The 21,901-nt window shown below is 46.1% G+C and carries 19 protein-coding genes, 1 tRNA gene and 1 riboswitch; of the genes, 12 read left to right on the plus strand and 8 right to left on the minus strand.

Annotation, left to right across the window (positions count from 1 at the left end; translation table 11 throughout):
• Positions 1-2 precede the first annotated feature (2 nt).
• From nadB to N2245_RS02235, 7 genes are all read left to right on the plus strand, one after another.
• Entirely contained in the window at positions 3-1,547 is a 1,545-nt protein-coding gene (gene nadB, locus N2245_RS02205) for an L-aspartate oxidase (protein WP_494535094.1), read from the plus strand.
• Complete coding sequence (locus N2245_RS02210) at positions 1,540-2,691, plus strand: cysteine desulfurase family protein (protein WP_494535095.1); 1,152 nt, start codon at positions 1,540-1,542, stop codon at positions 2,689-2,691. The genes nadB and N2245_RS02210 overlap by 8 nt, the downstream gene beginning before the upstream one ends.
• Positions 2,692-2,742: 51 nt before the next feature.
• The gene (locus N2245_RS02215) at positions 2,743-3,597 is read left to right on the plus strand and encodes an LLM class flavin-dependent oxidoreductase (protein WP_494535096.1); all 855 of its coding nucleotides are present in this window, start codon (positions 2,743-2,745) and stop codon (positions 3,595-3,597) included.
• A gap of 73 nt (positions 3,598-3,670) precedes the next feature.
• A riboswitch (Fluoride riboswitch) is annotated at positions 3,671-3,731 on the plus strand.
• Between the two features lie 52 nt (positions 3,732-3,783).
• The gene (gene crcB, locus N2245_RS02220; protein WP_494535097.1) at positions 3,784-4,155 is read left to right on the plus strand and encodes a fluoride efflux transporter CrcB; all 372 of its coding nucleotides are present in this window, start codon (positions 3,784-3,786) and stop codon (positions 4,153-4,155) included.
• Between the two features lie 17 nt (positions 4,156-4,172).
• The gene (locus N2245_RS02225; protein ID WP_494535098.1) at positions 4,173-5,372 is read left to right on the plus strand and encodes an MFS transporter; all 1,200 of its coding nucleotides are present in this window, start codon (positions 4,173-4,175) and stop codon (positions 5,370-5,372) included.
• A 127-nt stretch (positions 5,373-5,499) separates the two neighbouring features.
• Positions 5,500-6,321 carry an LOG family protein gene (locus tag N2245_RS02230; RefSeq protein WP_494535099.1) on the plus strand — a complete coding sequence of 274 codons (822 nt, stop codon included), beginning with the start codon at positions 5,500-5,502 and terminating at the stop codon, positions 6,319-6,321.
• A gap of 33 nt (positions 6,322-6,354) precedes the next feature.
• Complete coding sequence (locus N2245_RS02235; RefSeq protein ID WP_494535224.1) at positions 6,355-6,882, plus strand: MarR family winged helix-turn-helix transcriptional regulator; 528 nt, start codon at positions 6,355-6,357, stop codon at positions 6,880-6,882.
• Between the two features lies 1 nt (position 6,883).
• Here N2245_RS02235 and N2245_RS02240 read toward each other — a convergent pair whose 3' ends face one another.
• Positions 6,884-8,503, minus strand: a complete 1,620-nt coding sequence (locus N2245_RS02240; protein ID WP_494535100.1) for a DHA2 family efflux MFS transporter permease subunit — start codon at positions 8,501-8,503, stop codon at positions 6,884-6,886.
• Between the two features lie 208 nt (positions 8,504-8,711).
• Here N2245_RS02240 and rny point away from each other — a divergent pair, with 208 nt between their 5' ends.
• The gene (gene rny / locus N2245_RS02245) at positions 8,712-10,241 is read left to right on the plus strand and encodes a ribonuclease Y (protein WP_494535101.1); all 1,530 of its coding nucleotides are present in this window, start codon (positions 8,712-8,714) and stop codon (positions 10,239-10,241) included.
• Positions 10,242-10,306: 65 nt separating this feature from the next.
• Here the strand turns inward: rny and ispF are convergent, their stop codons facing one another.
• The 6 genes from ispF to N2245_RS02275 all read right to left on the minus strand — a co-directional run bounded on the left by ispF (position 10,307) and on the right by N2245_RS02275 (position 17,186).
• Positions 10,307-10,786: a 2-C-methyl-D-erythritol 2,4-cyclodiphosphate synthase gene (gene ispF / locus N2245_RS02250; protein WP_494535102.1), complete on the minus strand. Its 480-nt coding sequence runs from the start codon at positions 10,784-10,786 to the stop codon at positions 10,307-10,309.
• A gap of 17 nt (positions 10,787-10,803) precedes the next feature.
• A complete protein-coding gene (ispD, locus tag N2245_RS02255) occupies positions 10,804-11,505 on the minus strand; it encodes a 2-C-methyl-D-erythritol 4-phosphate cytidylyltransferase (RefSeq protein ID WP_494535103.1) in 702 nt (233 codons plus the stop codon).
• The gene (locus N2245_RS02260; RefSeq protein ID WP_494535104.1) at positions 11,502-12,575 is read right to left on the minus strand and encodes a PIN/TRAM domain-containing protein; all 1,074 of its coding nucleotides are present in this window, start codon (positions 12,573-12,575) and stop codon (positions 11,502-11,504) included. Before N2245_RS02260 ends, ispD begins: the two co-directional genes overlap by 4 nt.
• 38 nt (positions 12,576-12,613) lie before the next feature.
• The gene (locus N2245_RS02265; RefSeq protein WP_494535105.1) at positions 12,614-13,441 is read right to left on the minus strand and encodes a PHP domain-containing protein; all 828 of its coding nucleotides are present in this window, start codon (positions 13,439-13,441) and stop codon (positions 12,614-12,616) included.
• 168 nt (positions 13,442-13,609) lie between these two features.
• Complete coding sequence (locus tag N2245_RS02270; protein WP_494535106.1) at positions 13,610-14,791, minus strand: GNAT family N-acetyltransferase; 1,182 nt, start codon at positions 14,789-14,791, stop codon at positions 13,610-13,612.
• An 82-nt stretch (positions 14,792-14,873) separates the two neighbouring features.
• Positions 14,874-17,186 (minus strand): immune inhibitor A domain-containing protein, encoded by a 2,313-nt coding sequence (locus N2245_RS02275; RefSeq protein WP_494535107.1) that lies wholly within the window; start codon positions 17,184-17,186, stop codon positions 14,874-14,876.
• A gap of 414 nt (positions 17,187-17,600) precedes the next feature.
• On the opposite strand from N2245_RS02275, the gene N2245_RS02280 reads away from it, so the two are divergent.
• Positions 17,601-17,674, plus strand: a tRNA-Val gene (locus tag N2245_RS02280).
• 210 nt (positions 17,675-17,884) lie between these two features.
• Here the strand turns inward: N2245_RS02280 and N2245_RS02285 are convergent.
• Entirely contained in the window at positions 17,885-18,307 is a 423-nt protein-coding gene (locus N2245_RS02285; protein WP_494535108.1) for an Hsp20/alpha crystallin family protein, read from the minus strand.
• A 233-nt stretch (positions 18,308-18,540) separates the two neighbouring features.
• Here N2245_RS02285 and N2245_RS02290 point away from each other — a divergent pair, with 233 nt between their 5' ends.
• The 3 genes from N2245_RS02290 (at position 18,541) to N2245_RS02300 (ending at position 21,883) form a co-directional block, all read left to right on the plus strand.
• Entirely contained in the window at positions 18,541-19,536 is a 996-nt protein-coding gene (locus tag N2245_RS02290) for an NAD-dependent epimerase/dehydratase family protein (RefSeq protein ID WP_494535109.1), read from the plus strand.
• A 30-nt stretch (positions 19,537-19,566) separates the two neighbouring features.
• On the plus strand, positions 19,567-20,700 hold the full coding sequence (locus N2245_RS02295; protein WP_494535110.1) for a Gfo/Idh/MocA family protein: 1,134 nt from the start codon (positions 19,567-19,569) through the stop codon (positions 20,698-20,700).
• Between the two features lie 76 nt (positions 20,701-20,776).
• Positions 20,777-21,883 carry a Gfo/Idh/MocA family protein gene (locus tag N2245_RS02300; protein WP_494535111.1) on the plus strand — a complete coding sequence of 369 codons (1,107 nt, stop codon included), beginning with the start codon at positions 20,777-20,779 and terminating at the stop codon, positions 21,881-21,883.
• Positions 21,884-21,901 lie beyond the last annotated feature (18 nt).

Consider the following 21,901-nt stretch of genomic DNA (forward strand, 5'->3'; position numbering starts at 1 on the left):
ACATGTTGCCCGTAGAAATAATAACTTGCGATGTCCTGGTTGTAGGCAGCGGCATAGCTGGATGTGCTGCAGCCTTAGCAGCCGCGACCCACGGGCAGCGAGTAGTTGTGTTGGCCAAGGGAAGAAGTCCTGAGGATACCAATACCAGCTATGCACAGGGCGGCATAGTGTATGTAGGACAGGATGATTCCGAAGAATTGCTGGTAAACGACATATTAACAGCAGCTGCAGGAGCTGGCTCGAGATCAGCTGCTGAGATCATAGCCAGGGAAGGTCCCATACTAGTTCGAAAGCTTCTGATCGAGGACCTGAAAGTTCCCTTCGACAAGGATTCAAACGGTGTACTTCACCTCACACGAGAAGGTGCCCATTCTGTACCTAGAATACTTCACCACAAAGATAGAACAGGATGGGCCATACAAAGAGCTCTTATAAATTCAATAAAAAAGTATGATTGTATAAAGATCCTTTGGGAAGCAAATGCTATAGAGCTACTTGTTACCGAAGGGGTCTGTATTGGTATCTACTTCATCCAAAGCGGCAGTTTGAATTTAGCGCTAGCAAATAAAGGTGTAATACTAGCTACAGGGGGTCTTGGAGCTCTGTTTAAGCATACTACTAACCCAGCTTATGCTACCGGTGATGGCATCGCCATGGCTTTGAGAGCTGGAGTAGACGTCAGAGACCTACATTACATCCAATTTCACCCCACAGCCCTGTATTCAGATGAAGATAGCAAATTCCTCATATCAGAAGCGGTCAGAGGCGAGGGAGGAGTAATCGTAGATTCCACAGGGAATGAATTCATAAGACATCCTCTTGGGTCATTAGCTCCAAGGGACATAGTAGCTCGCGAGATATGGACACGAATGAAGGAATCTGGTGAGAAATACGTCTATCTGGATGTGTCTGGAATTAATGAAATAAAGATGCGGACCAGGTTCCCCACTATCTTTCAAAAGTGTCGAAGTCTGGGGATAAACGTCCCGAACGATCCCATACCAATAGTACCAGCAGCTCATTACACCTGTGGAGGTGTCGTCACAGATAGTCTAGGCAGGACTAGTTTATCTAGGCTCTGGGCAGCGGGAGAAGTAGCACATACAGGTTTGCATGGAGCCAATCGCCTGGCCTCGACATCGTTGTTGGAAGGACTAGTGTTTGGCTGGAGAGCAGGGCAGGACACAGCCTTACAAGAGCCACTATCTAATTATGCAACACCTTATACCCTGAATTCTGCAGAGATATCGCATTCTGAACAGATATCAGAAGCTGAAGCTCAAAGCATACTGAGGGAAGTGAAGGATATCCTCTGGAATAATGCTGGCATTGTTAGAGATGGCGAATCCCTTCGAGCAGGGCTCGAGCGAGTACAAGTGCTCGCCAATCTTATCGAGCCAAGAAAAGGCTTCCGTGCACATAACATCAAAAGCATCTTACTGGTTGCCGAGAGGCTGATCTCCTCAGCACTTGCGGACACGGTCAATCGTGGGTGCCACTATAGATTGGATGCGGAGCTCGCGAAAGTAGAGGCCCAAAATGCTTAGCATGCCGATATATCTAGATAACAACGCCACAACTCCACTGGACCCAAGAGTCTTACAGGAGATGCTGCCTTTTCTTCAAGAGCACTTTGGCAATCCAGCTTCCACCACACATGCTTATGGGTGGGTAGCTGAAGAGGCGGTTAACTTAGCAAGAGAGAGGATAGCGCTCTCCATAGGAGCGAATCCAGAGGAGATAATATTCACTAGCGGCGCAACGGAATCCGACAACCTGGCAATATTAGGGATGATCAGACCTGGGGATCATCTGATAGTGAGCTCAGTGGAACACAAAGCAGTGTTGGATCCCGCAAGGTTCCTGCAGGCGTGCGGGGTGGAGGTAACTTTCTTAGGAGTGGATCAATACGGTCAGGTGGATCCACATGATGTGGATCAAGCGATTAAGCGCAACACCAAATTGATCTCTGTAATGCTAGCTAATAATGAAGTAGGCACCATAAACCCTATCCGTGATATCTCCGAGATAGCTCACGCGCATAACATAGTCGTGCACACAGATGCTGCTCAAGCCCTAGGCAAAATACCTGTCAGTGTGCAGGAGCTCGGAGTAGATCTGATGAGTCTTTCAGCACACAAGTGTTATGGACCAAAAGGCATAGGTGCCTTGTATGTCAGGAAGTCCATAAGACACAAGCTACAACCCATCATACGAGGTGGCGGACATGAGAACGGATTAAGGAGCGGGACTCTGAACGTGCCTGGTATAGTCGGTTTTGGCAAGGCAGCTGAAATAGCTTCCGACAACATCCTAGAAGAGAAATTTAGGATACAGAAGATGCGAGATCTTCTCTGGGAGCGGATTAGCCAATCTCTAACGGATATAAAGATGAATGGCCACCCAATATATAGGCTCCCCAACACGCTGAACGTAACCTTCAGAGGCATTAGTGCCTCAGAACTACTGGCTGAACTTTCAGGCGTAGCAGCCTCTTCTGGATCAGCATGCACATCAGCCCATCCAGAGCCCTCGCACGTCTTGTTAGCGATGGGAATTGAGAAAGAGGAGGCAAAGTCGTCCATAAGATTCAGCCTTGGTAGATTCAACACCGAGAGAGAGATAGAAGAAGCAGCTCAACAGATAATATTGACTGTAGACCGTATCAAGCAGTACAAGAGGACAGCGTAAAGAACCCTAACCCCAAATTTCTCAAATACAATGATATCTGGAGATAAAGATATGAGATTTGGAGTCAATATACCTGCTTTTGATCGGTTGTCCAATCCCAAAGAAATAGCCAGATTAGCAAGGATGGCTGAGGATTCAGGATGGGATGGTTTCTTCATATGGGACGATCTGATTAGAGACAACGGGCCATGTGGAGATACCACGGTTTGTCTCGCCGCGATCGCAATGAGCACTACCAAAATAAGTTTCGGGCCAATGGTGATAGCGCTCCCTAGAAGACATCCGTGGAAGGTAGCGAGAGAAGCAGTGGCACTCGATATCCTAAGTGATGGCAGACTAATACTAGGTATAGGTCTAGGAGATCCTCCAGAATCCTATGAAAGATTAGGGCAAATCGGAGATATAAAATACCGTGCCAAATGGACAGATGAAGCTCTAAGGGTAATAGATCTTTTGTGGAGAGGTGAAGAAACTAACTTCAAAGGGGAATATCTAAAGGTAGATGGAGTAAGATTTACACCAGTACCAATCCAAAAACCCAGAATACCTATATGGATCGGCGGCTGGTGGCCTAATAAAGGCCCCATGAGAAGAGCTGCTAGATGGGACGGCGCCATACCTGGTAAATGGGAGCAAATTTTGTCCCCACAGGAGGCAGCAGAAATCCGAGATTTCATAGCTAGTAATCGAGACGATAGCACATCTTTCGACCTAGCAGTTAGTGGGATAACACCTCACGATGATCATACCAAAGCTGCAGACATAGTTAGGCCATACAACGAAGTAGGAGCTACTTGGTGGATAGAGGATCTAGGTCCCACTAGATTCGGTACAAGTTGGGAAATCAAACCTGAAGAGATAACGGAAATAGAGGCCCGTATCCTTGCAGGCCCCCCAAGGATCTGAACAGCACAGAAGCACGAGGGAAACCCAATAGCTTGACTATGTGCTTTTCTCAACCTTATCATTCTTTCAGAAAAGAACATAAGGCGATGAGGCTCGCCTTGAACCGCCGTTGTGCTGATGGCCTCTACCCAAAGGGTAGAGGCCATCAATTTTAATCGAGAGCCTTTATCAGGAGGTTTTACTAGCTTGAACTATCTAATAGTTGGGATAGGAGGGTTTCTAGGTGCCAATGCTAGATACATACTTGGAGGGTGGCTAGCTTCCAAGTGGTCCACTACCTTTCCATTCGAAACATTAATAATCAACATAAGCGGTAGCTATGTGTTGTGCTTATTCATGACTCTAGCCTTGGAAAGGTTTGAGATACCTATAGAGTATCGACAGTTCTTTGCCATAGGCTTTCTTGGAGCTTACACCACTTTCTCTACGCTAACTTTCGAAACCATAGAGCTCCTCCAACAAGGGAGAGTGGTGTACGCGCTACTTAATATCATAGGTAGCGGAGTGTTAGGATTACTTGCAGGCTATCTAGGAGTAATATCAGGCAGAGCTATATAATTATCGAGGGTTAAATTATGGAAGATATAAAAACCCAAAGAGGTACTACCACTACAATTCGCTCTCATGCGTTTCGGTTCATTGTACTTGTAGGGATTGTAAGCCTATTCGCAGACATGACCTATGAGGGAGCAAGGGGAATTATAGGTCCTTATCTAGCTGTTCTGGGAGCCAGTGGAGCGGTAGTAGGATTCGTGGCAGGTTTTGGCGAATTACTTGGTTACGCTTTTAGATTAGTCAGTGGATATATCAGCGATCGCACAAGGCAATACTGGCTAATCACGATACTTGGATACGTAATCAACCTGGGAGCTGTGCCCCTACTTGCCCTCACAGGCAACTGGCAACTTGCAGCCATATTGGTAATTGCTGAAAGAATGGGAAAGGCACTAAGGGTACCAGCACGCGATGCAATGCTCTCGCACGCAGCATCGCAAATAGGAACTGGCAAGGGCTTTGGCATACATGAAGCTCTGGATCAGATCGGGGCTGTAGTAGGACCTCTAATAGTTGCTGCTACGCTGTTTTTTACATCCGGCAGTTATAGGATGGGATTTGCTGTATTGGCTATACCAGCACTTTTGTCCATAGCAACATTAATAACAGCCAGAATTATGTACCCCACCCCACACGAGCTAGAGATTAAGCAAATAGAGCTCGAAACTCAAGGACTAAGAGGGCTTTTCTGGATTTACATGTTAGCTATAGGGCTGATAGCTGCTGGTTATGCAGATTTCCCGCTTATAGCCTATCACTTCCAAAAAGCTAACCTCTTCTCACAGGACGCCATACCAATCTTATACACAGTAGCAATGGGCACAGACGCTCTAGCTGCGTTATTCCTAGGAACACTTTTCGATCGCATAGGGATGTTGTCTTTGGCGATTGGTGCTATTCTATCAGCACTTTTTGCACCACTATCTTTTCTTGGTAGCACCTATCTGGCAGTTATAGGGGTAATAATGTGGGGTATAGGTATGGGGGCACAAGAATCTATTATGAGAGCGGCAGTCTCTAGGATGGTACCAACAGATAGAAGAGGCGCAGCCTTTGGTGTATTTAACACTGGCTATGGGCTATTCTGGTTCGGCGGTAGTCTACTTATGGGAGTTTTGTATGATATCTCTATACCGCTACTGGTATTGTTCTCGGTACTGGTACAAATCGTATCAGTGATAATAATCTTGTCGTTGCGTGGAAAGTTACAACGGGCATGAGTAACTGAAAACTACCTACAGAAACTCAGGGGGTGGAGAATTGGGTCTAAAATATAGGTGAATCAGTTTTTTGGCATTATGAATGCTATTGTGTAATTATCTCTTTCCCCCTCTTGGAGGTATCTGTATGTCTAGCTCAAACTCCTATCAAAAACCTTCCACCCCCACAAGAAGAGATCAAGAGTTGAATAGGGGGACCCGCCTAGGCAAACCAACGGAAGACGAGCGATTGCTTGAAACCAGAGAGAAGATGCCGGACTTCACCGATACAGACCCATGGAGGGTCTTCCGCATCATGGGAGAGTTCGTAGAAGGTTTTGATACCTTGGCTCACATATATCCTGCAGTAGCAATTTTTGGCTCTGCAAGGGTCACAAGAGAAGACCCAATGTACCAAATGGCAAGGGATGTAGCTAGAAGGCTTTCAAGCGAAGGTTTTTCCATCATAACAGGCGGCGGGCCCGGAATAATGGAGGCAGCTAATAGAGGAGCACAAGAAGGAGGGTCACCTTCCATCGGCCTTAACATAGAGTTGCCATTTGAGCAAGGCACCAATCCTTATATAGATATATCTATAAACTTTCACTACTTCTTCGTTCGTAAGATGATGTTCGTCAAATACTCCGAAGCCTTTGTGGTCTTTCCTGGAGGGTTCGGAACCCTAGATGAGCTATTCGAAGCACTTACATTGATCCAAACTGGTAAGATCCAGAACTTTCCCTTGGTACTGGTAAACAGTCGCTATTGGCAAGGGCTAATAGAATGGCTTAAGGAGCCAATGCTAGCTGAAGGGAAGATATCTCCAGAAGACATGGACCTAATAAGGATAGCTGACACCGCCGAAGAGGTAGTACAGATAATAAACGAATGTTGGAGAAGACCTGAAGATTTACCTCCCGAACAGCAACGTAAGAACATAGCAAACCCTCAAAAGGCTGATGCACAGTAGTTTATATGCTCATGCAGTGTTATATTGTCAATAATGAGTAATAAAACAGAATCCGATATAAGAGAAAAAAACAATTCATTAGGCAAGGGGGAAAATATAAAGGCGAGGGAAATAGCCAGGATATCATCCCTCTTGAGGTCTTTTGGAGTAGCTAACCTAGCCTACGCAATAAGTCTTGCAGAGAGGCTAGATATGACGCTATCAGATTTGGCAGCCGTGGAACACATACATACTTACGGGGACTTAACCCCTAAGCAGCTAGCCAATAATCTGAAAATGAGTACCGGATCAATAACTGCCTTGCTGGACAGGCTCGAGGAGGCAGGTTACCTGCGCAGAGCCCCCCATCCTCATGATCGGAGAAGTCTGATACTTCACGTTACAGACCACGCAATAGAAGATATAAGACATGTGCAATCAGAGTTCGTCTCTGAGATACACCAGATACTGAACAAATACTCAGAAGACGAACTCCGAATAATAGAAGACTTCCTGAACAACTTAATACCGGTACTTGTCAAGCATTCTCACTATAGAAGGCTAGTTAAGCATAACGACTAGCTTAACTCTCATTAGAGGCTGGCAGCCTTAGGCTGAGTATAAACCCCAGAAGGACAAATACACCAGCTACAATCGCCGCCGTACCAGTAGCATCAGATAGGGCTGATTCTCCAGCCTTGACGATAGCTCCATATCCAGGAGTACCCCTAAGAGTAGTTAACGCTTGACCAGCAGTGCTACTTATCAAATCAACGAATCGATCCTTGGTAGCAGGAGGTAACCCAGGGATCTGTGACAACTGTTGAGCAGTTTCATGACCTAGCCTTGAAGCCAGAGTGGTTCCGATCAAGGCTATGCCTATAGCAGAACCTATCTGCCTGCTGGTACTCTGCAAGCCCGAGGCCTGTCCTGATTGGGCGGTAGGTACGTCGGAGAGAATCACACTAGTAAGTTGAGAGGTAGCAAATCCTACCCCCATGCCATAAATGATTAACGATGGCAGAAGCCTAATTCCACTTACCTGAGAGAATATTAGAGGTGCCAAAGTAAATATCCCCAGAGCCTCTAGAGCCATTCCCAGATTAACAGCCCTTCTAGCACCCAACCTAGACGCTACCCTAGGTACAAGTCCGCTGGCCACAAAAGATCCACCAGCAACCCCCAGAAGCAATAGTCCTGCCCTAAATGCTGTGTATCCCAGAGCTCCCTGCAAAAACAGCGACAGCACAAATATAATCCCAAATTCACCCAAACTTACAATCAGTGCAGTAGCATTACCATAAGCAAAGCTCGGAATTCTAAATAGTCTTAGGTCGGCGAGAACTACATCTCCCCTACGGATCTTAGCTCGCTCAACCAATAAGAAAAGTATTATACATAAAGCTGCTATCAATGCAGCTATAGGTATTGGTGATATAGCATCATATGGCCAAGAAAATCCTAGAAGTTCAAACTTCTGCTGGGGAGTCCACCATCCGTACCTCTGACCTTCAATGAGCCCAAATACCAGTGACATAAGACCAAAGGTGAGCAATACAAATCCAGAAAAGTCCCAACCTGGTCTTAAGTCCTCATCCCTACTTTCAGCTATGAATAGAAGACCACCTATGAAAGCTATAGCACCTAGTGGAAGATTAATATAGAAAGCCCATCGCCATGAGAGGTTGGTTGTCAACCACCCACCAAGCAGAGGTCCCAGAGCAGCCATCCCCCCTATAATTCCACCCCATATACCAAAGGCAATAGCTCTCTCCCTTCCCCTGAAGGTAGCATTAACTATAGATAGTGTGGAAGGCAATATCATTGCTCCTCCAACACCTTGAAACAACCTCGCAAGTATTAGTAAAGAACCACTAGGAGCAAGACCGGCCAGGGCACTAGACCCAACAAAGAGTATCAATCCCAGCAGAAAGATTAGTCTTCGGCCTATCCTATCTCCAAGTCTGCCTACGCTTACTAGAAGTGCAGCGAACACTAGAGAATAGATGCTATTTATCCATTCAGCATCATTCAAATTTATTTTGAGATCCCTAATTATGTAAGGCACAGCCACATTGACAATGGTAGCATCCACGATTATTAGGGAAACCCCCAGACTCAAAAGAGCCATTCCCAGCCAACGGAACTTATAGTAACGACCCGTTTTAGTAGGAGCATCTATCGACACTGGATTGCTATCCATGGGCCAACTCCTTATATTTTAGTTTATCTCTATTTTAGAGATATTTACTAATTTCATCAAGTAATATTTTATGTCAAATTACTCCCTTACAAGCTTGACACTGTCCACATATCAAGGCTATGCTTGCTTCAGAAGGTTGAAATTCGGCAAGTCAGGTATTAAGCCTGACTTAGAAAAGAACCTTGAAAACTGAATAGGAGGTAAGGGTATGCCAGACGCGCTAACTTTCGTGATCGCTGGCATAGCGCTGGTGGTAGGCGCAGGCGCCTCTTACCTCTACCTTCGCTTCATTTCCAACAATCAGGTACGCGAAGCTGAGAGATTGCGCGACAGAATATCCGAGGAAGCTGCCACAAAGCAGAAGCAAATTCTACTGGAAGCTCAGGCAGAAGCTATTCGAATCAGGAATGAAGCAGAGGCAGAGGTTAAAGAACGCCGAGCAGACCTAGCCCGCGCTGAGCGCCGGCTTCAGCAGAAGGAAGAGAATCTTGACCGTAAGATAGAGGCCCTTGAAAGACGAGAGCAGAAGATACAGGCTCGTGATCAAGAGTCAGAGAGAATACGCAATGAGCTTGAAAAGATCAAGCAGGAGCAGATGTTAGTCCTCCAGCAGAGGGCTGAGATGACAAAAGAAGAAGCCAAAGCCGAACTTCTCAGACAGGTGGAGGCAGAAGCCCGAGAAGATGCAGCTCGGATCATCAGACAGATAGAATCAGAAGCCAAGGAAGAGGCAGAGCGCAGGGCCCAGATGATAGTGGCATACGCTATCCAACGTATAGGCACCGAGTACGCTAGTGAGGTCAGTGTATCTACTGTACCGCTTCCCAATGAGGATATGAAGGGAAGGATCATCGGTAAGGAAGGGCGCAACATACGAGCCTTCGAAGAAGCCACTGGTGTCGACGTCATTATAGACGATACACCAGAAGTAGTTACTCTTTCTGCCTTTGATCCTATAAGACGTGAGGTAGCCAGAAGAGCTCTTACCAAGCTAATCAGCGACGGCAGGATACATCCAGCTCGTATAGAGGAATTGGTAAGCAAAGCTCAGCAGGAGGTAGAAGCTGAAATCAAAGAAGCTGGTGAACAGGCAGCAATGGAGGCAGGGGTGCAAGGACTACACCCCGAACTGATTAGGCTTCTAGGAAGGCTCAAGTATCGTACCAGTTATGGCCAAAACCAACTAAGACATGCGGTAGAGACCTCTCTAATAGCCGCAGCTTTAGCGGCTGAACTCGGAGCCGACGTGAATGTCGCCAAGACAGCCGGCCTGCTGCATGACATAGGTAAGGCTGTGAGCCACGAGGTAGAAGGTCCTCATGCTCTCATAGGCGCTGAGATAGCTCGTAGACTTGGTAGATCCCCCAAGATCGTGCATGCCATAGCTGCACACCACGAAGAAGAAGAGCCACAAACTGTTGAAGCTGTTATAGTGGCTGCTGCGGATGCCATTTCAGGTAGTCGCCCTGGTGCTAGGCGTGAAAGCGTCGAGCAATATATCAAGCGATTACAAGCGCTGGAGGAAGTAGCTAATTCCTTTGAGGGTGTTGAGAAATCCTACGCCATACAGGCAGGGAGAGAGATCAGGATAATTGTCAAACCAGATCACGTAGATGATCTAGAAGCTGCGAAGCTTGCCCGAAACGTTGTCCGCAAGATCGAGGAAAGCCTAAGCTACCCAGGCCAGATAAAGGTAACGGTAATAAGAGAAACCCGCAACGTTGAATATGCTAGATAACGGTCGGATTCTTCTATAAGCTAGTAAGCAATAAAAATAGGGCGGGATAAAATCCCGCCCTATTTTTATTCGTCTTTGCGACTTATATTACACACAGCTAGAGCAGCAATACCCTCTTCTCTCCCCCAAGGTCCCAGACCATCCGTCGTAGTAGCTTTGACACTAACGTTAGTCAATGGTATCTCCATAACTTTGGAGATCTTATCTCTCATAGCACCAATATAAGGAGACATCCTTGGTGCTTGTGCGATTATCGTGGAATCTACATGATCTATATTCCAGCCAGCTCCTCTAACATACTCACACACTTTTGCCAAAAGTTTTGTACTATCCACTCCCGAGAGGTTAGGATCATCCGAAGAGAACAAAGTACCAATATCCCCCATAGAAGCTGCCCCCAGAAGGGCATCTATGATCGCGTGTGTTAGGACATCGGCATCAGAATGCCCCTCAAGTCCCATATGGTGAGGTATAGTTACCCCTCCGATCACCAATTTCCGTCCTACTACTAGCTTGTGAGCGTCAAATCCTATCCCGCTTCGCAACCAAATCCTCCATTACATTAGCCATTTGCAAGCTGGCTATCCATTAGAGTCCTTGCTATAAGGACATCTTCAAATGTAGTTATCTTGATGTTTCTATAATCTCCTTCGTAGACCCATACATCGCGACCTATGGACTCCATTAGTGAAGCATCGTCCGTAAAAACCTCATCCTGATGGGCCACCCTCTCGTGTGCACTTAGGATGTCTATATAGTTGAAGACTTGAGGAGTCTGGGCTTCCCAAAGGCTATCTCTATCAGGAGTGGACAATATTTTGCCCTGGCTGTCGACCACCTTGTATGTGCTCTTAGCAGGCACAGCAGCAATAGCTGCTCCCTTCTCGACAGCTGTAATTATCCCTCTCTTTATAACTTCAGGGGTAACCAAGGGACGAGCCCCATCATGTATGGCTACCAAACTAGCGTTAGGCATCTCCCTCAGCCCACAAAGCACGCTCTGTTGGCGTGTATTGCCACCCAGACAGACGCTTACAACCTTATCCAGCGACTCCCTACGGCATAGCTCTCTAATCTTCTCTTGATTCGTGGCAGATGTAACAACCACGATCACATCTATATCATCCAGCCGCTGGAAGGCGTATATAGAATGGTAAATTACAGGTTTACCACCTAAGTCTATCCAAAGCTTATCTATCCCGGACATGCGTGAGCTCGCACCAGCTGCAACTATAACAGCACCAACAACACAACCATTCTTCACCTTGCGTCACGCTCCACATCTGCAAGTTGAGCAAACACCATCCTGCCTGCCACAGTCTGCAGAACGCGTGTGACTACCACATCCACCTCACAGTTCATCTTGGATTTACCACCTTCAACGACCACCATAGTGCCGTCATCAAGGTAGCCAACTCCTTGGTTATATTCCTTTCCTTCTTGTATGATCTTCACAGTTAGATCCTCACCGGGAAGCAATACTGGACGAAGTGCATGTGCTAACTCATTCACATTGAGTATCTTCACACCTTGCAGGGTAGCTATCTTGTTGAGGTTGTAATCATTGGTAATTATCGGTGCTGACAGGTCCTTAGCTAGGTATAACAGCTTGCTATCTACATCCTCACCAGCCTCGATATGACCCTCAAATATCTCAACTCTAACGTTGCTGCTTTCTTGAAGAGCAGCCAAGACATCTAACCCCCTCCTACCGCGAGCACGCTTTAGAGAATCCTGTGAGTCGGCAATTGCTTGTAACTCCCTAAGTATAAACTGAGGGACTATCAGATCACCGGATAGGAAGCCCGTAGAAACTATGTCTGCGATACGGCCATCAACGATGGAGCTAGTATCCAATATGTACCTGTTGCCCGCTACAAACCCTTTCCTGGGGACACCAGTTAGGAACTTACGATCGGTTACGTATTCTGCGATTTCTCTATGTCGCATAACTACTACCATTATGCAGACATAGGTAATAGCTATAGCAGCAAGCAGAGGCATTAGGTTACCTAAGAAACCGGGAAGCGCTCTCAACGGGAAGGTAACCAGAGCAGAAATTACAAGTCCTAATATCAGTCCCACACCTGCAGCAACTAAGTCGCTAACAGCAACTGAAGCTATCCATTTTCTGACCGCATTGAAAGGAACTATAGTCATATAAGGAGCGAACAATAAACCGAGCAGAGCGCCTATAAAGACTCCAGATAGTCCTACTATCCAAGCCCATCTAAATAAAGGATCTAAGGCTGCCGCTGCCGAATAACCCAATTGCCACCCGAGCAGGCCCAACAGAATAGCAACGAACAGCCTGATCACGAGCCTGACGTTCATTTATCGTACACCTCGTACCTAACTAGGACGATATACAGCTATAATGCCAGTGCGTGCATTCTACGATGCCTATCTCTTAGAGACTCTAAAACAATCGGTGGTACATAGATACTACCCAGCGGAGGCTCCTCCATAGAAGGTACACCATGAAAGTCGCTGCCTCCACTTATCAACAGCCCAAATTTCCTTGCTAAGGACCTCAGATAGGCACGCACAGATGGCGTATATCCAGTGTAGTATACTTCCATACCATCGAGCCCTGCCCTAACAAGCTTAGCAAGCGATTTCTCCAGGTCATAAGTAAAAGTAGGATGTGCTAAGATAGCAACTCCCCCAGCCCTATGCACCACTCTTACGGCATCCTCAGGAAGTAATTTATGTCTGGGTACGTAAGCCTTACCACCAGGGCCTATGTACTCATCGGTGAAAGCATCCTCAAACTTCTCTATATACCCTTGTTCAAGCATCGCCTGAGCTATGGCAGGTCTTCCTATGCTAGCCGTACCCGCTAGCTCTTTCACCCTCTCAAAGGTAAGCCTGTCCATGCCCATGCTGCGAAGATTCTCTACCATCTTCTTAGCAGCCCATTCCCTTCCACCTCTAAGCTTCTCTGTTAGTTCAAGAAGCTCTTGGTTATTGGGATCAATCCAAAGGCCGACCATATGGATCTCGCCCTTTTCCACGGTAGTACTAAGCTCAATACCGGGAATAACTTCAACACCGAGCTCCTCTCCTGCGGCCACGGCCTCATCTACTCCAGCCACGGTGTCATGATCGGTTATTGCGATCGTCTTAAGCCCGACATCTCTTGCAAGTTGCACCAGCTCGCGCGGCGGATAACGTCCATCCGACCTATCTGTGTGCATATGGAGATCTATCTCTTTCTTGACCAGCTTCCTCACCTCTAAATTCAAATTTCATAAGGTATCTCAGAATTATACATGTAGCAATATACCGCTTACAGTACAGACAAAGTTTGCACTGTAAGAATATAATAAGGTTTTACATGCTATTCCAGAAGACTTCCTAGTATCCTACAAAGAGTCAGGTGGGCAAACAAATGCCCCAGTAAATGGGAATATTTTTTCTAGCACCTCTGCAATTTTGCCTTTAGGCTTCGGATCTAAACGAGACAAGATTACAGAAGGGGGATAAGCTCCTAGACTTAACCTAGCAAGATCATGTTGAGCCATGAACACCTTCCCATCGAGCTCATCATGGACCCCCTCAAAGATATGCACACCATCCCTGCCCAGAGAAACAGTTACATTGCCTTCGTCGGTAAATATACCTAAGTTAAACTTATCGGGTTGGTCTTTGCAATATAGCCATCTATATTCCAACTCTGGCTCCATCTGCGTTAGTAACCTATAAGGGTCAAGACACCTAATCATAATCTCTTCACATCGATGGTATTGAATTGTAAACCTAGCACCTAACAACATGCCTGCTGCTGCCACATTGCCCGTAGGGGGAGTAGCCACGTCTATTCGAGGTAAATTCTTTGATCTAGCCCAATCCATACACACACCCAAGATTACGTCCGCTGCCAACTCATCAGCAGCAACTACCTCAGCTAACATAAGGGAATTCTTATCTTGTCTAGGCAGAAAGTCCGTCCACCAAACATCACTGGAACAAGCCCAAGCATAAGCTACTATAGTATTACTGTCATCTAGTAATACCTTGCATTCATGTCTAGATCCTTCTCTTAGCTGATTCCAAGCTGGGCTATAGGGAGGACTATCACCCCTAAGCTGAGGGCCTACTGAATTCCTGATGAACTCATTATGTAACCTGGCTAGAGAACCTATATCTTCCCACTTAAATGGCCTTACACTCCACCCATCGGGAATCGCATCGTGCTCCACAGATGCATCTAAGGACATAATATGAGCAGGGATAGCAGATACAAATCCAAATCGGTGATAAAAGTTGGGTATCCCCCATAAAATTGACAAGGCTGCATCCCCGGATTTCATCTTACTGACGGCTTCAGTTAGCACTCTCCGTGCGTAACCTTTGTGTCGATATTGTTCATGTGTCTCTACTCCTCCTATACCGTCTACTCTGACAACCGATCTACCAATACGCATGATACGGGGAATAATTGTTGCCTTGGAGACTACTAAGTCACCGATCTGCAACCTAACCTGAGTGCTACTACGCTCTTCCTCAGCAAAGACTATCCTAGGAGACTCCATCTCTAAGCTCATAAACACCTCCATAGTAAAGGCTAAGAAAGAGTAGCATAAAAAAGGGGGGCATCATAAAGATGCCCCCTTACACATTACTTTATCATCTTCTAGCAGGTTTCACCTGCAATTGCATGAAGTTGCCGTGGTTACTCGTACCAACTACTTGGATAACGGTACCAGTCTTCGGCACCTTCACACCTGCATCAGGTTTGCTAGCATACCAGTAAGTATTCAGATCATTGAAGGTTCGTGCTGCAGGCAACGAGGGATATTTTACCCTCACCAGACGACCTGACGAGTCGAGATACGACAACGCTATTGGATCAGTTCTCTGCAGCCCGAATGTAGCATCATAAACCTGAACCCTGGTCCTCCATGGCGTGCCGTCCTTCCTTAGGAGGGGTTCAGGATGCGCATCAATAGGTAGGATCAAACCCTGGCCCGGGTGTTGTCCCACGTTATTGTCGTTGAAAGAGGTATCCCAATAACTGATAAGCAAGCCATCCTGGTATGGGTAGTGTTCTACCCAGTTCCTGCTAGGATCTGGGAAGTTGTATGGACCAGTCTTGAGGGCGGTATCGTAACCGAGATATCTCCTATATTCAGCTATATAGTAGTGGTTGTAGCTTCTAGTGATGGAGCCTTGAATTCTCGAGAACCCGTTAGCATCCCAGCCGTTGTCTCCTTCCTCGGCCCCGTCGGTGAAGATTATATTTCCATCTCCTATTATCTTGATCTCATCAACAGTCATCCCTTTACCTTGTACAGCACCATCGGTGACATACCTGAACCTGAGAAGTATATCTTTACCTGCAAACTGAGAGAGATCGAAGTTTGCTAGTACCCAGCCTCCAGAATTACCTGTTATGCCATTACCTAGGTTTTGACCATTGGGATCATCATTAGTCGTTACATTACCTTCCAGGTTCGTCCATGTTGAACCGTTATTATCGGACGCCTGTACATAAGCGTAATCCCATCCATCCTCAATGTCGTACCACAGATACGCTTGAAGAGATGCAGAATCCACAGCTGAGAGATCAACATGTCTGGTAAGAGTATTATCAAGATTATCGCCAGAGCCGCTCCACCATTCCCAGGAACCTGAGTAAGGAGCGTTTATATCAGTAGTGACCTGCTTCTTAGGTAGCACAGTTATAAGCGCCTGCGCAGCCTTGGTGTTGTATTCAGCTGGACCTAGACGATGTGAAGATCTATGCCCTGAGATAGCAACATCATAATTAAGCCATCCCAACATCAACTTATCCCAAGCATTCATATGCCCCGGCTTCGTACCTATGCTATCCTTACCCTCACCGAGCCAGGAACCCGCAGACATAAGCGTCCAGAAAGCCGAACTAGCTTCTCCTAGATAGCTAGTATCATACTCATCTGGCAGACCTAGATCGTGACCAAACTCATGAGCAAAAACCCCAACACCACCATTCTCGGGCTCTATAGTGTAGTCACCAACCCAGATATTTGTTCCCGGAAACTCATATCCTCCCAGAAGTGCATCAGGCGAAGGGCCAACCACCCCTATACCAGGCCAATTAGCATACCATCTATGACTCCATATGGCATCAGCTCCCTGAGCACCTCCGCCGGCTTCCTCACCCTCGCCAGCATGTATTATCTGAAAGTGATCGATGTAGCCATCTGGCTCATCAAAGTTCCCATCCCCGTCATGATCATATCTATCCCAGACGTCAAACTGTGAAAGGTAGTCTCGAATCTGTTGAGGAGTTTTACCAGCTGCCCTCTGATCAGCAACCCACTGGCTTATAGCATCCCTTATGATTCTATAGACAGTATTGCTATCTCCAGAGGTTTGACCAGGCTCAGGTCTACCATAATCCGACTCGTTAGCATTAATTCTGACCCAGTCGGTTACAGTACCATCCACCGTGTAACGACCAGATGATTGCTCAAGATAGTAGTTCGCCATAGATACAACACCTGGCGTTGTCGAGAAAAGCATCTGGTCGTAGTGGTCACGGTTGAAGTCCTGAACCCAATAGGTAGAATTATCTTCTCTCCTATTTGGTTCAGGGATCTGGTTGTGTATAGGACCTTCACTTCCACCAAACTCTACCAGGATCGTGAATATATGGTCCGTATCTTCTCTAGCGAGCTCAACATATTGGCCCTTAGCCAGCTTTACAACCTTGTTCTTACCATGTGCCATAGAGCTAAGATTGCCACTAGCCTGTGACTGAATGAGCTTCTGCAAGCCCTTCTGCCGCATTTTGAACTGTTTCTCAGCTAAGGGGTTAGGCTTGCGATTATCCAGTACCTTACCATGCCCCTTACCCCTTTGTATTCCATCCATTCTTTGGGCTGCGAAGGTATTGGAAGGAATAAGAACTATAGCAAGAAGAATAACCAGTACCAGTGTGGTGAGACGACGCATAAACCCCTCCTAATTACCAGACACCTACAAGAAGACACGACCTTGAAGTTTACTAATACCATATGTACATGTCAACAGAGATCTAGATTTCTACAACAAGCAAATTATTATGCAATCACCAAGAACAAAAAGTGTTTTTGGGATTGACGGAACAGCAATAGGATATGTGTAGATTTGATTGATTTGTTATCAAATATCTTGGCAAAGAAACTATTTGATGTTATTATCCGCTAGTAAGACAAGGGAAAAGGCCGTTTAGCTCAAGGGTAGAGCGGGGTCAAAGACTTGCAGCGGATCGCAAACGATTGCGGCAAGCACCGACCGACGGGGTTTGAGGTTCAAGTCCTCAAGGCGGTCTTTTCCCTAGAGTCGTACTTGCTCCATAAATTCATGTTCTGGTATCTTATTATCTGAGGGCGAATAGCTCAGTTGGTTAGAGCGCACGGTTCACATCCGTGAGGTCACAGGTTCGAGTCCTGTTTCGCCCACTTAGGGGCTAGATTCGCAACACAATGTGGAATCTAGCCCTTTCTATTACATACCAAAGGCAAAAAATATCCCCCTTTCGTTAGTGTCGCTATCGGACTATCTCCTCCCTCTATAAGGGAAAGTCCCACCTGCCTACTCTGCTAAGGCCAGGGTAGACAGATGGGCAAAAGGTACCAACTATGAAGTTGCCGGCAATTGGTATCAGATTCCTACTTGGAACTAGATGTTATTTTTATTGTCTGAGTTCTTTCCCTGCGAATCTTGGGCAAGACTATAGTGAGCTCTCCGTTATGTAACTTAGCTTTTATATTATCGACATCAATATTTATTGGTAGTCTAATTCTCTTTATAAAAGAGTTCTTTTCAGGTCGTTCGCGAAGTATGTAACGTTGTTGCATACCACTTCGACCAGTCTGAGCTGTAATCAATATTCCTTGATTATCCGCCTTTATGTTAATGTCCTCAGGGCGAAACCCAGGTAGAGAAGCTCTAACAATATAGTTATCCTTCTCATCTAACAGATCTAATGGATAGGCTGCTTGGCCACCAAGTGTAGATCTATTGTTATAAGTTCTGTAAATGGATTCCCTTATAGCCTCTAAATCAAGTATTGGATCCCAAATCCTCAGCATACGCATCACCTCCTTTCCAGAGATGTACGCGCCTTGGATTTGAGAATCCCTTGGCCATAAAGAATAATTAGCAAAATCTAATATAAATAGTCAAGTTATTTCACTTCAATTAACAATATTAAGAATCAGCTTATATTTCGCCTAGCACCAAGCTATTTACTTATTTAGCCTGCAAGAATATACTATTGGCATGTGGTATGCCACACACCTATTATCTCGACAGGAGTTCGATTATGCGAGTACTAGTAGTTGGAGGAACTGGAAACATCAGCACAGGTGTTATTAAGTATCTATTAGAATACGGACATGATGTAACTGTGTTCAATCGGGGTATAACAAAGCGACCTCTACCCAAGGAAGTAAAGGTCATCCATGGGGACAGACATGATCTAGATGCATTTGAGAGGACAATGCAAGAAAATAAATTCGATGCAGCTATAGACATGATATGTTACACCCCAGAAGAGGCAGAAAGTGACCTTAGAGCATTTAGAGGCGTAAAGCATTTTATTCATGTATCAACAGTAGCAGTGTTCGGAGGGGAGCCAGCTGAATATCCGATAAATGAAAACACACACAGAAACCCAGTTATAGAATACTCTCGCAATAAAGTCGCTGCTGATAACGTATTCATGAAAGCATACAAGGAATATGGTTTTCCTGTAACGATCTTTATGCCAGCACAGACTTGGGGTTACCAGGATGGGATAGTTCGTCAACTTGGAGGTGGGAGTATATGGATAGATAGGGTAAGGAAAGGACTCCCAATACTCGTTACTCACGAAGGAAACCTTATATGGGCTCACTGTCATTCCGATGACGTCGGCCTGGGGATAGCTGCAGCGGTGGGGAGAGAAAGGTGCATAGGCGAGAGCTACATTATAACTCGATGGGACATGAAGACTTGGCGTGATTATCATGAAGAGATCGCATGGGCACTGGGACAGAAGGCAAACCTCATAGATGCTCCAGCAGAGCTGCTTATCAAGGTATGGCCAGAAGGTACTTGGTTACTTGCTTCTGAATCGAGATGGAATCGTATCTATAGCCTCGACAAGATACGAAGGGACATTCCGGAGTTCAATCCCAAGATAACACTATCAGACTGGATTCCAGACTACGTACGAGATCTAGATTCTAGAGGACTTATACCCGATGCTAAGTCTGATGACAAGGAAGACCGAATCATCCAAAACTTAGAGAAGATGATTGCCAATTTCAGATTGTAGCATATATTTTAGAACGCAGGAGGAGAAACCATGGCTTACGCACTTGGGGTGGGGATAGTAGGCTGTGGAATTGTAACCGTCTTCGACATAATTCCCAACCTGTTGGATCCTCAGGTAGAACAGAAAATCAAACTAGTAGCAATAGCTGATACCATCGAGGATAGAGCCAAAGAGATTGCTAATAGGTTCAATATTCCGAAATACTACAAATCTGCTGAAGAGCTAGCTCAAGACAAAAATATTGACATCGTGGTTATAGCTACACCGGTGCCCAGCCATTTGTCAAACGCACTAGCAGCGATAGAAGCCGGCAAGCATTTATATATACAAAAAACGATGACACTAACCGTACAGGAGGCCAACACTCTTATAGATGCTGCGCATACCGCTGGTGTTAAGGTAGCAGCTGCACCTGGAAATCATCTAAGATCTCTCGCGATGCAAGAGATAAGAGAACATATACATACAGGTAAGCTAGGGAAAATCTGCTGGGGAAGAGCACAAAGAGGTGCTAGGCACGAAGATGATATACGCAGGCAGCCAGGTTCAGAACTCGAACACGCTGACCCTTCTTGGTATTACAAACCAGGTGGAGGACCTCTTCGAGACTCGGCGGTATATGATCTGCACGCTATCACTTGGATACTTGGCCCCGCGCGAAGGGTAACAGCTGTATCGGGTATATCCCTACCTATCCGCTTTTGGCAGTCAAAAGAGATTAAGGTAGAAATGGACGACAATACACACTTCATCCTAGAGTTCGATAACAACTGCTTCTTCGTAATAAGCTCTCATTTCATAAGAGGATGCTCAAAGGTTCCATCTATGGAGATATACGGAGATGACGGAGCAATCATTTATGGGGGCTGTGCCACTGGTTCTTATGAACTATGGGTGAAGGGAAGTGATAGGAACAGGTTAGGTTTTGAGGAGGTCTTGGCTCACGTGGGAGCGCCAGAGATATCAGGGGCTGAGGCCAAGGGAATCAATCATTATATAGCGGGAGATATACTGCACCTTGCTGACTGTGTGCTCGAAGATAAAGATCCTGAAATAAGTGCGGAACACGCTCGGCATGTTATAGAGATAATACAAGGCGTATATGATTCTGCACGATCGGGGAAGGCAATAGAACTCAAGACTAGCTTTAATTACCAACACTAACACACTAGCGTACTTATCTTTTATCAAGGTAAGATAGCTATTGCTTAGAAACTTCTTAATATGGAGGCCTCCCAAGTTGTCTGATCCAGTAAAGGTTGGAGTAATTGGTTGTGGTACTATAAGCTCTGTCTACATGGAAAACGCCCAGAAGTACGAAATGTACGAGATCGTGGCCTGCGCGGACATGATCTTTGAGAGAGCTGAAGCTAGAGCAAAAGAGTTCGGAATACCTAAGGTCTATACAGTAGACAAGTTACTGGAAGATCCCGAAATCGAAATGGTAATAAACCTGACCATACCTGCGGCGCACGCAGGTATCACTATGGCTTGTCTGAGAGCTGGAAAGCATGTATATAGTGAGAAGCCTCTAGCTACAACCCTCAACGAGGGCAAGAAGATCCTAGAGCTAGCAAGACAGAAAGGACTTAGGGTAGGTTGCGCACCGGATACCTTCCTCGGCGGTGCTCAGCAAACATGTCGCAAGCTTATAGAGGATGGAATACTAGGGGACATAGTTGGCGCATCAGCATTCATGATGGCTAGTGGCCCAGAGAGTTGGCATCCTGACCCGGCATTCTTCTATAAGGAGGGGGCCGGCCCCTTGTTTGACATGGGCCCCTATTACATAACAGCTCTAATCAATCTAATAGGCCCTGCGACCAGAGTTACAGGATCAGCAAGAATTACATCTCAAGAAAGAATCATCACCAGCAAGGCACGTTACGGTGAGAGAATTAGCGTAGAGACTCCTACATATGTAGCAAGCGTTTTGGACCTGGAAGGTGGCCCTATAGCAACCATGATCACCACATTTGATGTTTGGGGTTCAAGGTTACCGAACATAGAGATCTATGGTACCTATGGCACGCTAGTAGTCCCTGATCCTAATGGTTTTGGAGGCACCCCACTACTTAAGCTCAGGAACAAATCTGAGTGGCAAGAGATACCTCTAGCCTATCCTAGGACGGAGAATGAGAGAGGTATTGGCGTAGCAGATATGGCTCATGCCATACGAAGTGGCAGGCCTCACAGAGCTACGGCCGATATGGGCTACCATGTACTTGAGGTGATGCACTCCATTTATCAAGCGTCCTCTAAAGAGCGTCACGTACATATCTCTTCCCGCCCTCAAAGACCTGCTCCACTGCCAGTAAACCTTCCAGAAAACAGGTTAGATGACTAAATAAATTTGGCCCCCCGG

This window comes from Thermobaculum sp. T2p, from assembly GCF_059335935.1.

Excerpts from the sequence above, each read along its gene's own strand:
- nadB (WP_494535094.1), top strand. The coding sequence starts at position 3 with ATGTTGCCCGTAGAAATAATAACTTGCGATGTCCTGGTTGTAGGCAGC.
- N2245_RS02210 (WP_494535095.1), top strand. The coding sequence starts at position 1,540 with ATGCTTAGCATGCCGATATATCTAGATAACAACGCCACAACTCCACTG.
- N2245_RS02215 (WP_494535096.1), top strand. The coding sequence starts at position 2,743 with ATGAGATTTGGAGTCAATATACCTGCTTTTGATCGGTTGTCCAATCCC.
- N2245_RS02225 (WP_494535098.1), top strand. The coding sequence starts at position 4,173 with ATGGAAGATATAAAAACCCAAAGAGGTACTACCACTACAATTCGCTCT.
- N2245_RS02230 (WP_494535099.1), top strand. The coding sequence starts at position 5,500 with ATGTCTAGCTCAAACTCCTATCAAAAACCTTCCACCCCCACAAGAAGA.
- N2245_RS02235 (WP_494535224.1), top strand. The coding sequence starts at position 6,355 with ATGAGTAATAAAACAGAATCCGATATAAGAGAAAAAAACAATTCATTA.
- N2245_RS02240 (WP_494535100.1), bottom strand. The coding sequence starts at position 8,503 with ATGGATAGCAATCCAGTGTCGATAGATGCTCCTACTAAAACGGGTCGT.
- rny (WP_494535101.1), top strand. The coding sequence starts at position 8,712 with ATGCCAGACGCGCTAACTTTCGTGATCGCTGGCATAGCGCTGGTGGTA.
- N2245_RS02260 (WP_494535104.1), bottom strand. The coding sequence starts at position 12,575 with ATGAACGTCAGGCTCGTGATCAGGCTGTTCGTTGCTATTCTGTTGGGC.
- N2245_RS02265 (WP_494535105.1), bottom strand. The coding sequence starts at position 13,441 with ATGCACACAGATAGGTCGGATGGACGTTATCCGCCGCGCGAGCTGGTG.
- N2245_RS02270 (WP_494535106.1), bottom strand. The coding sequence starts at position 14,791 with ATGAGCTTAGAGATGGAGTCTCCTAGGATAGTCTTTGCTGAGGAAGAG.
- N2245_RS02275 (WP_494535107.1), bottom strand. The coding sequence starts at position 17,186 with ATGCGTCGTCTCACCACACTGGTACTGGTTATTCTTCTTGCTATAGTT.
- N2245_RS02285 (WP_494535108.1), bottom strand. The coding sequence starts at position 18,307 with ATGCTGAGGATTTGGGATCCAATACTTGATTTAGAGGCTATAAGGGAA.
- N2245_RS02290 (WP_494535109.1), top strand. The coding sequence starts at position 18,541 with ATGCGAGTACTAGTAGTTGGAGGAACTGGAAACATCAGCACAGGTGTT.
- N2245_RS02295 (WP_494535110.1), top strand. The coding sequence starts at position 19,567 with ATGGCTTACGCACTTGGGGTGGGGATAGTAGGCTGTGGAATTGTAACC.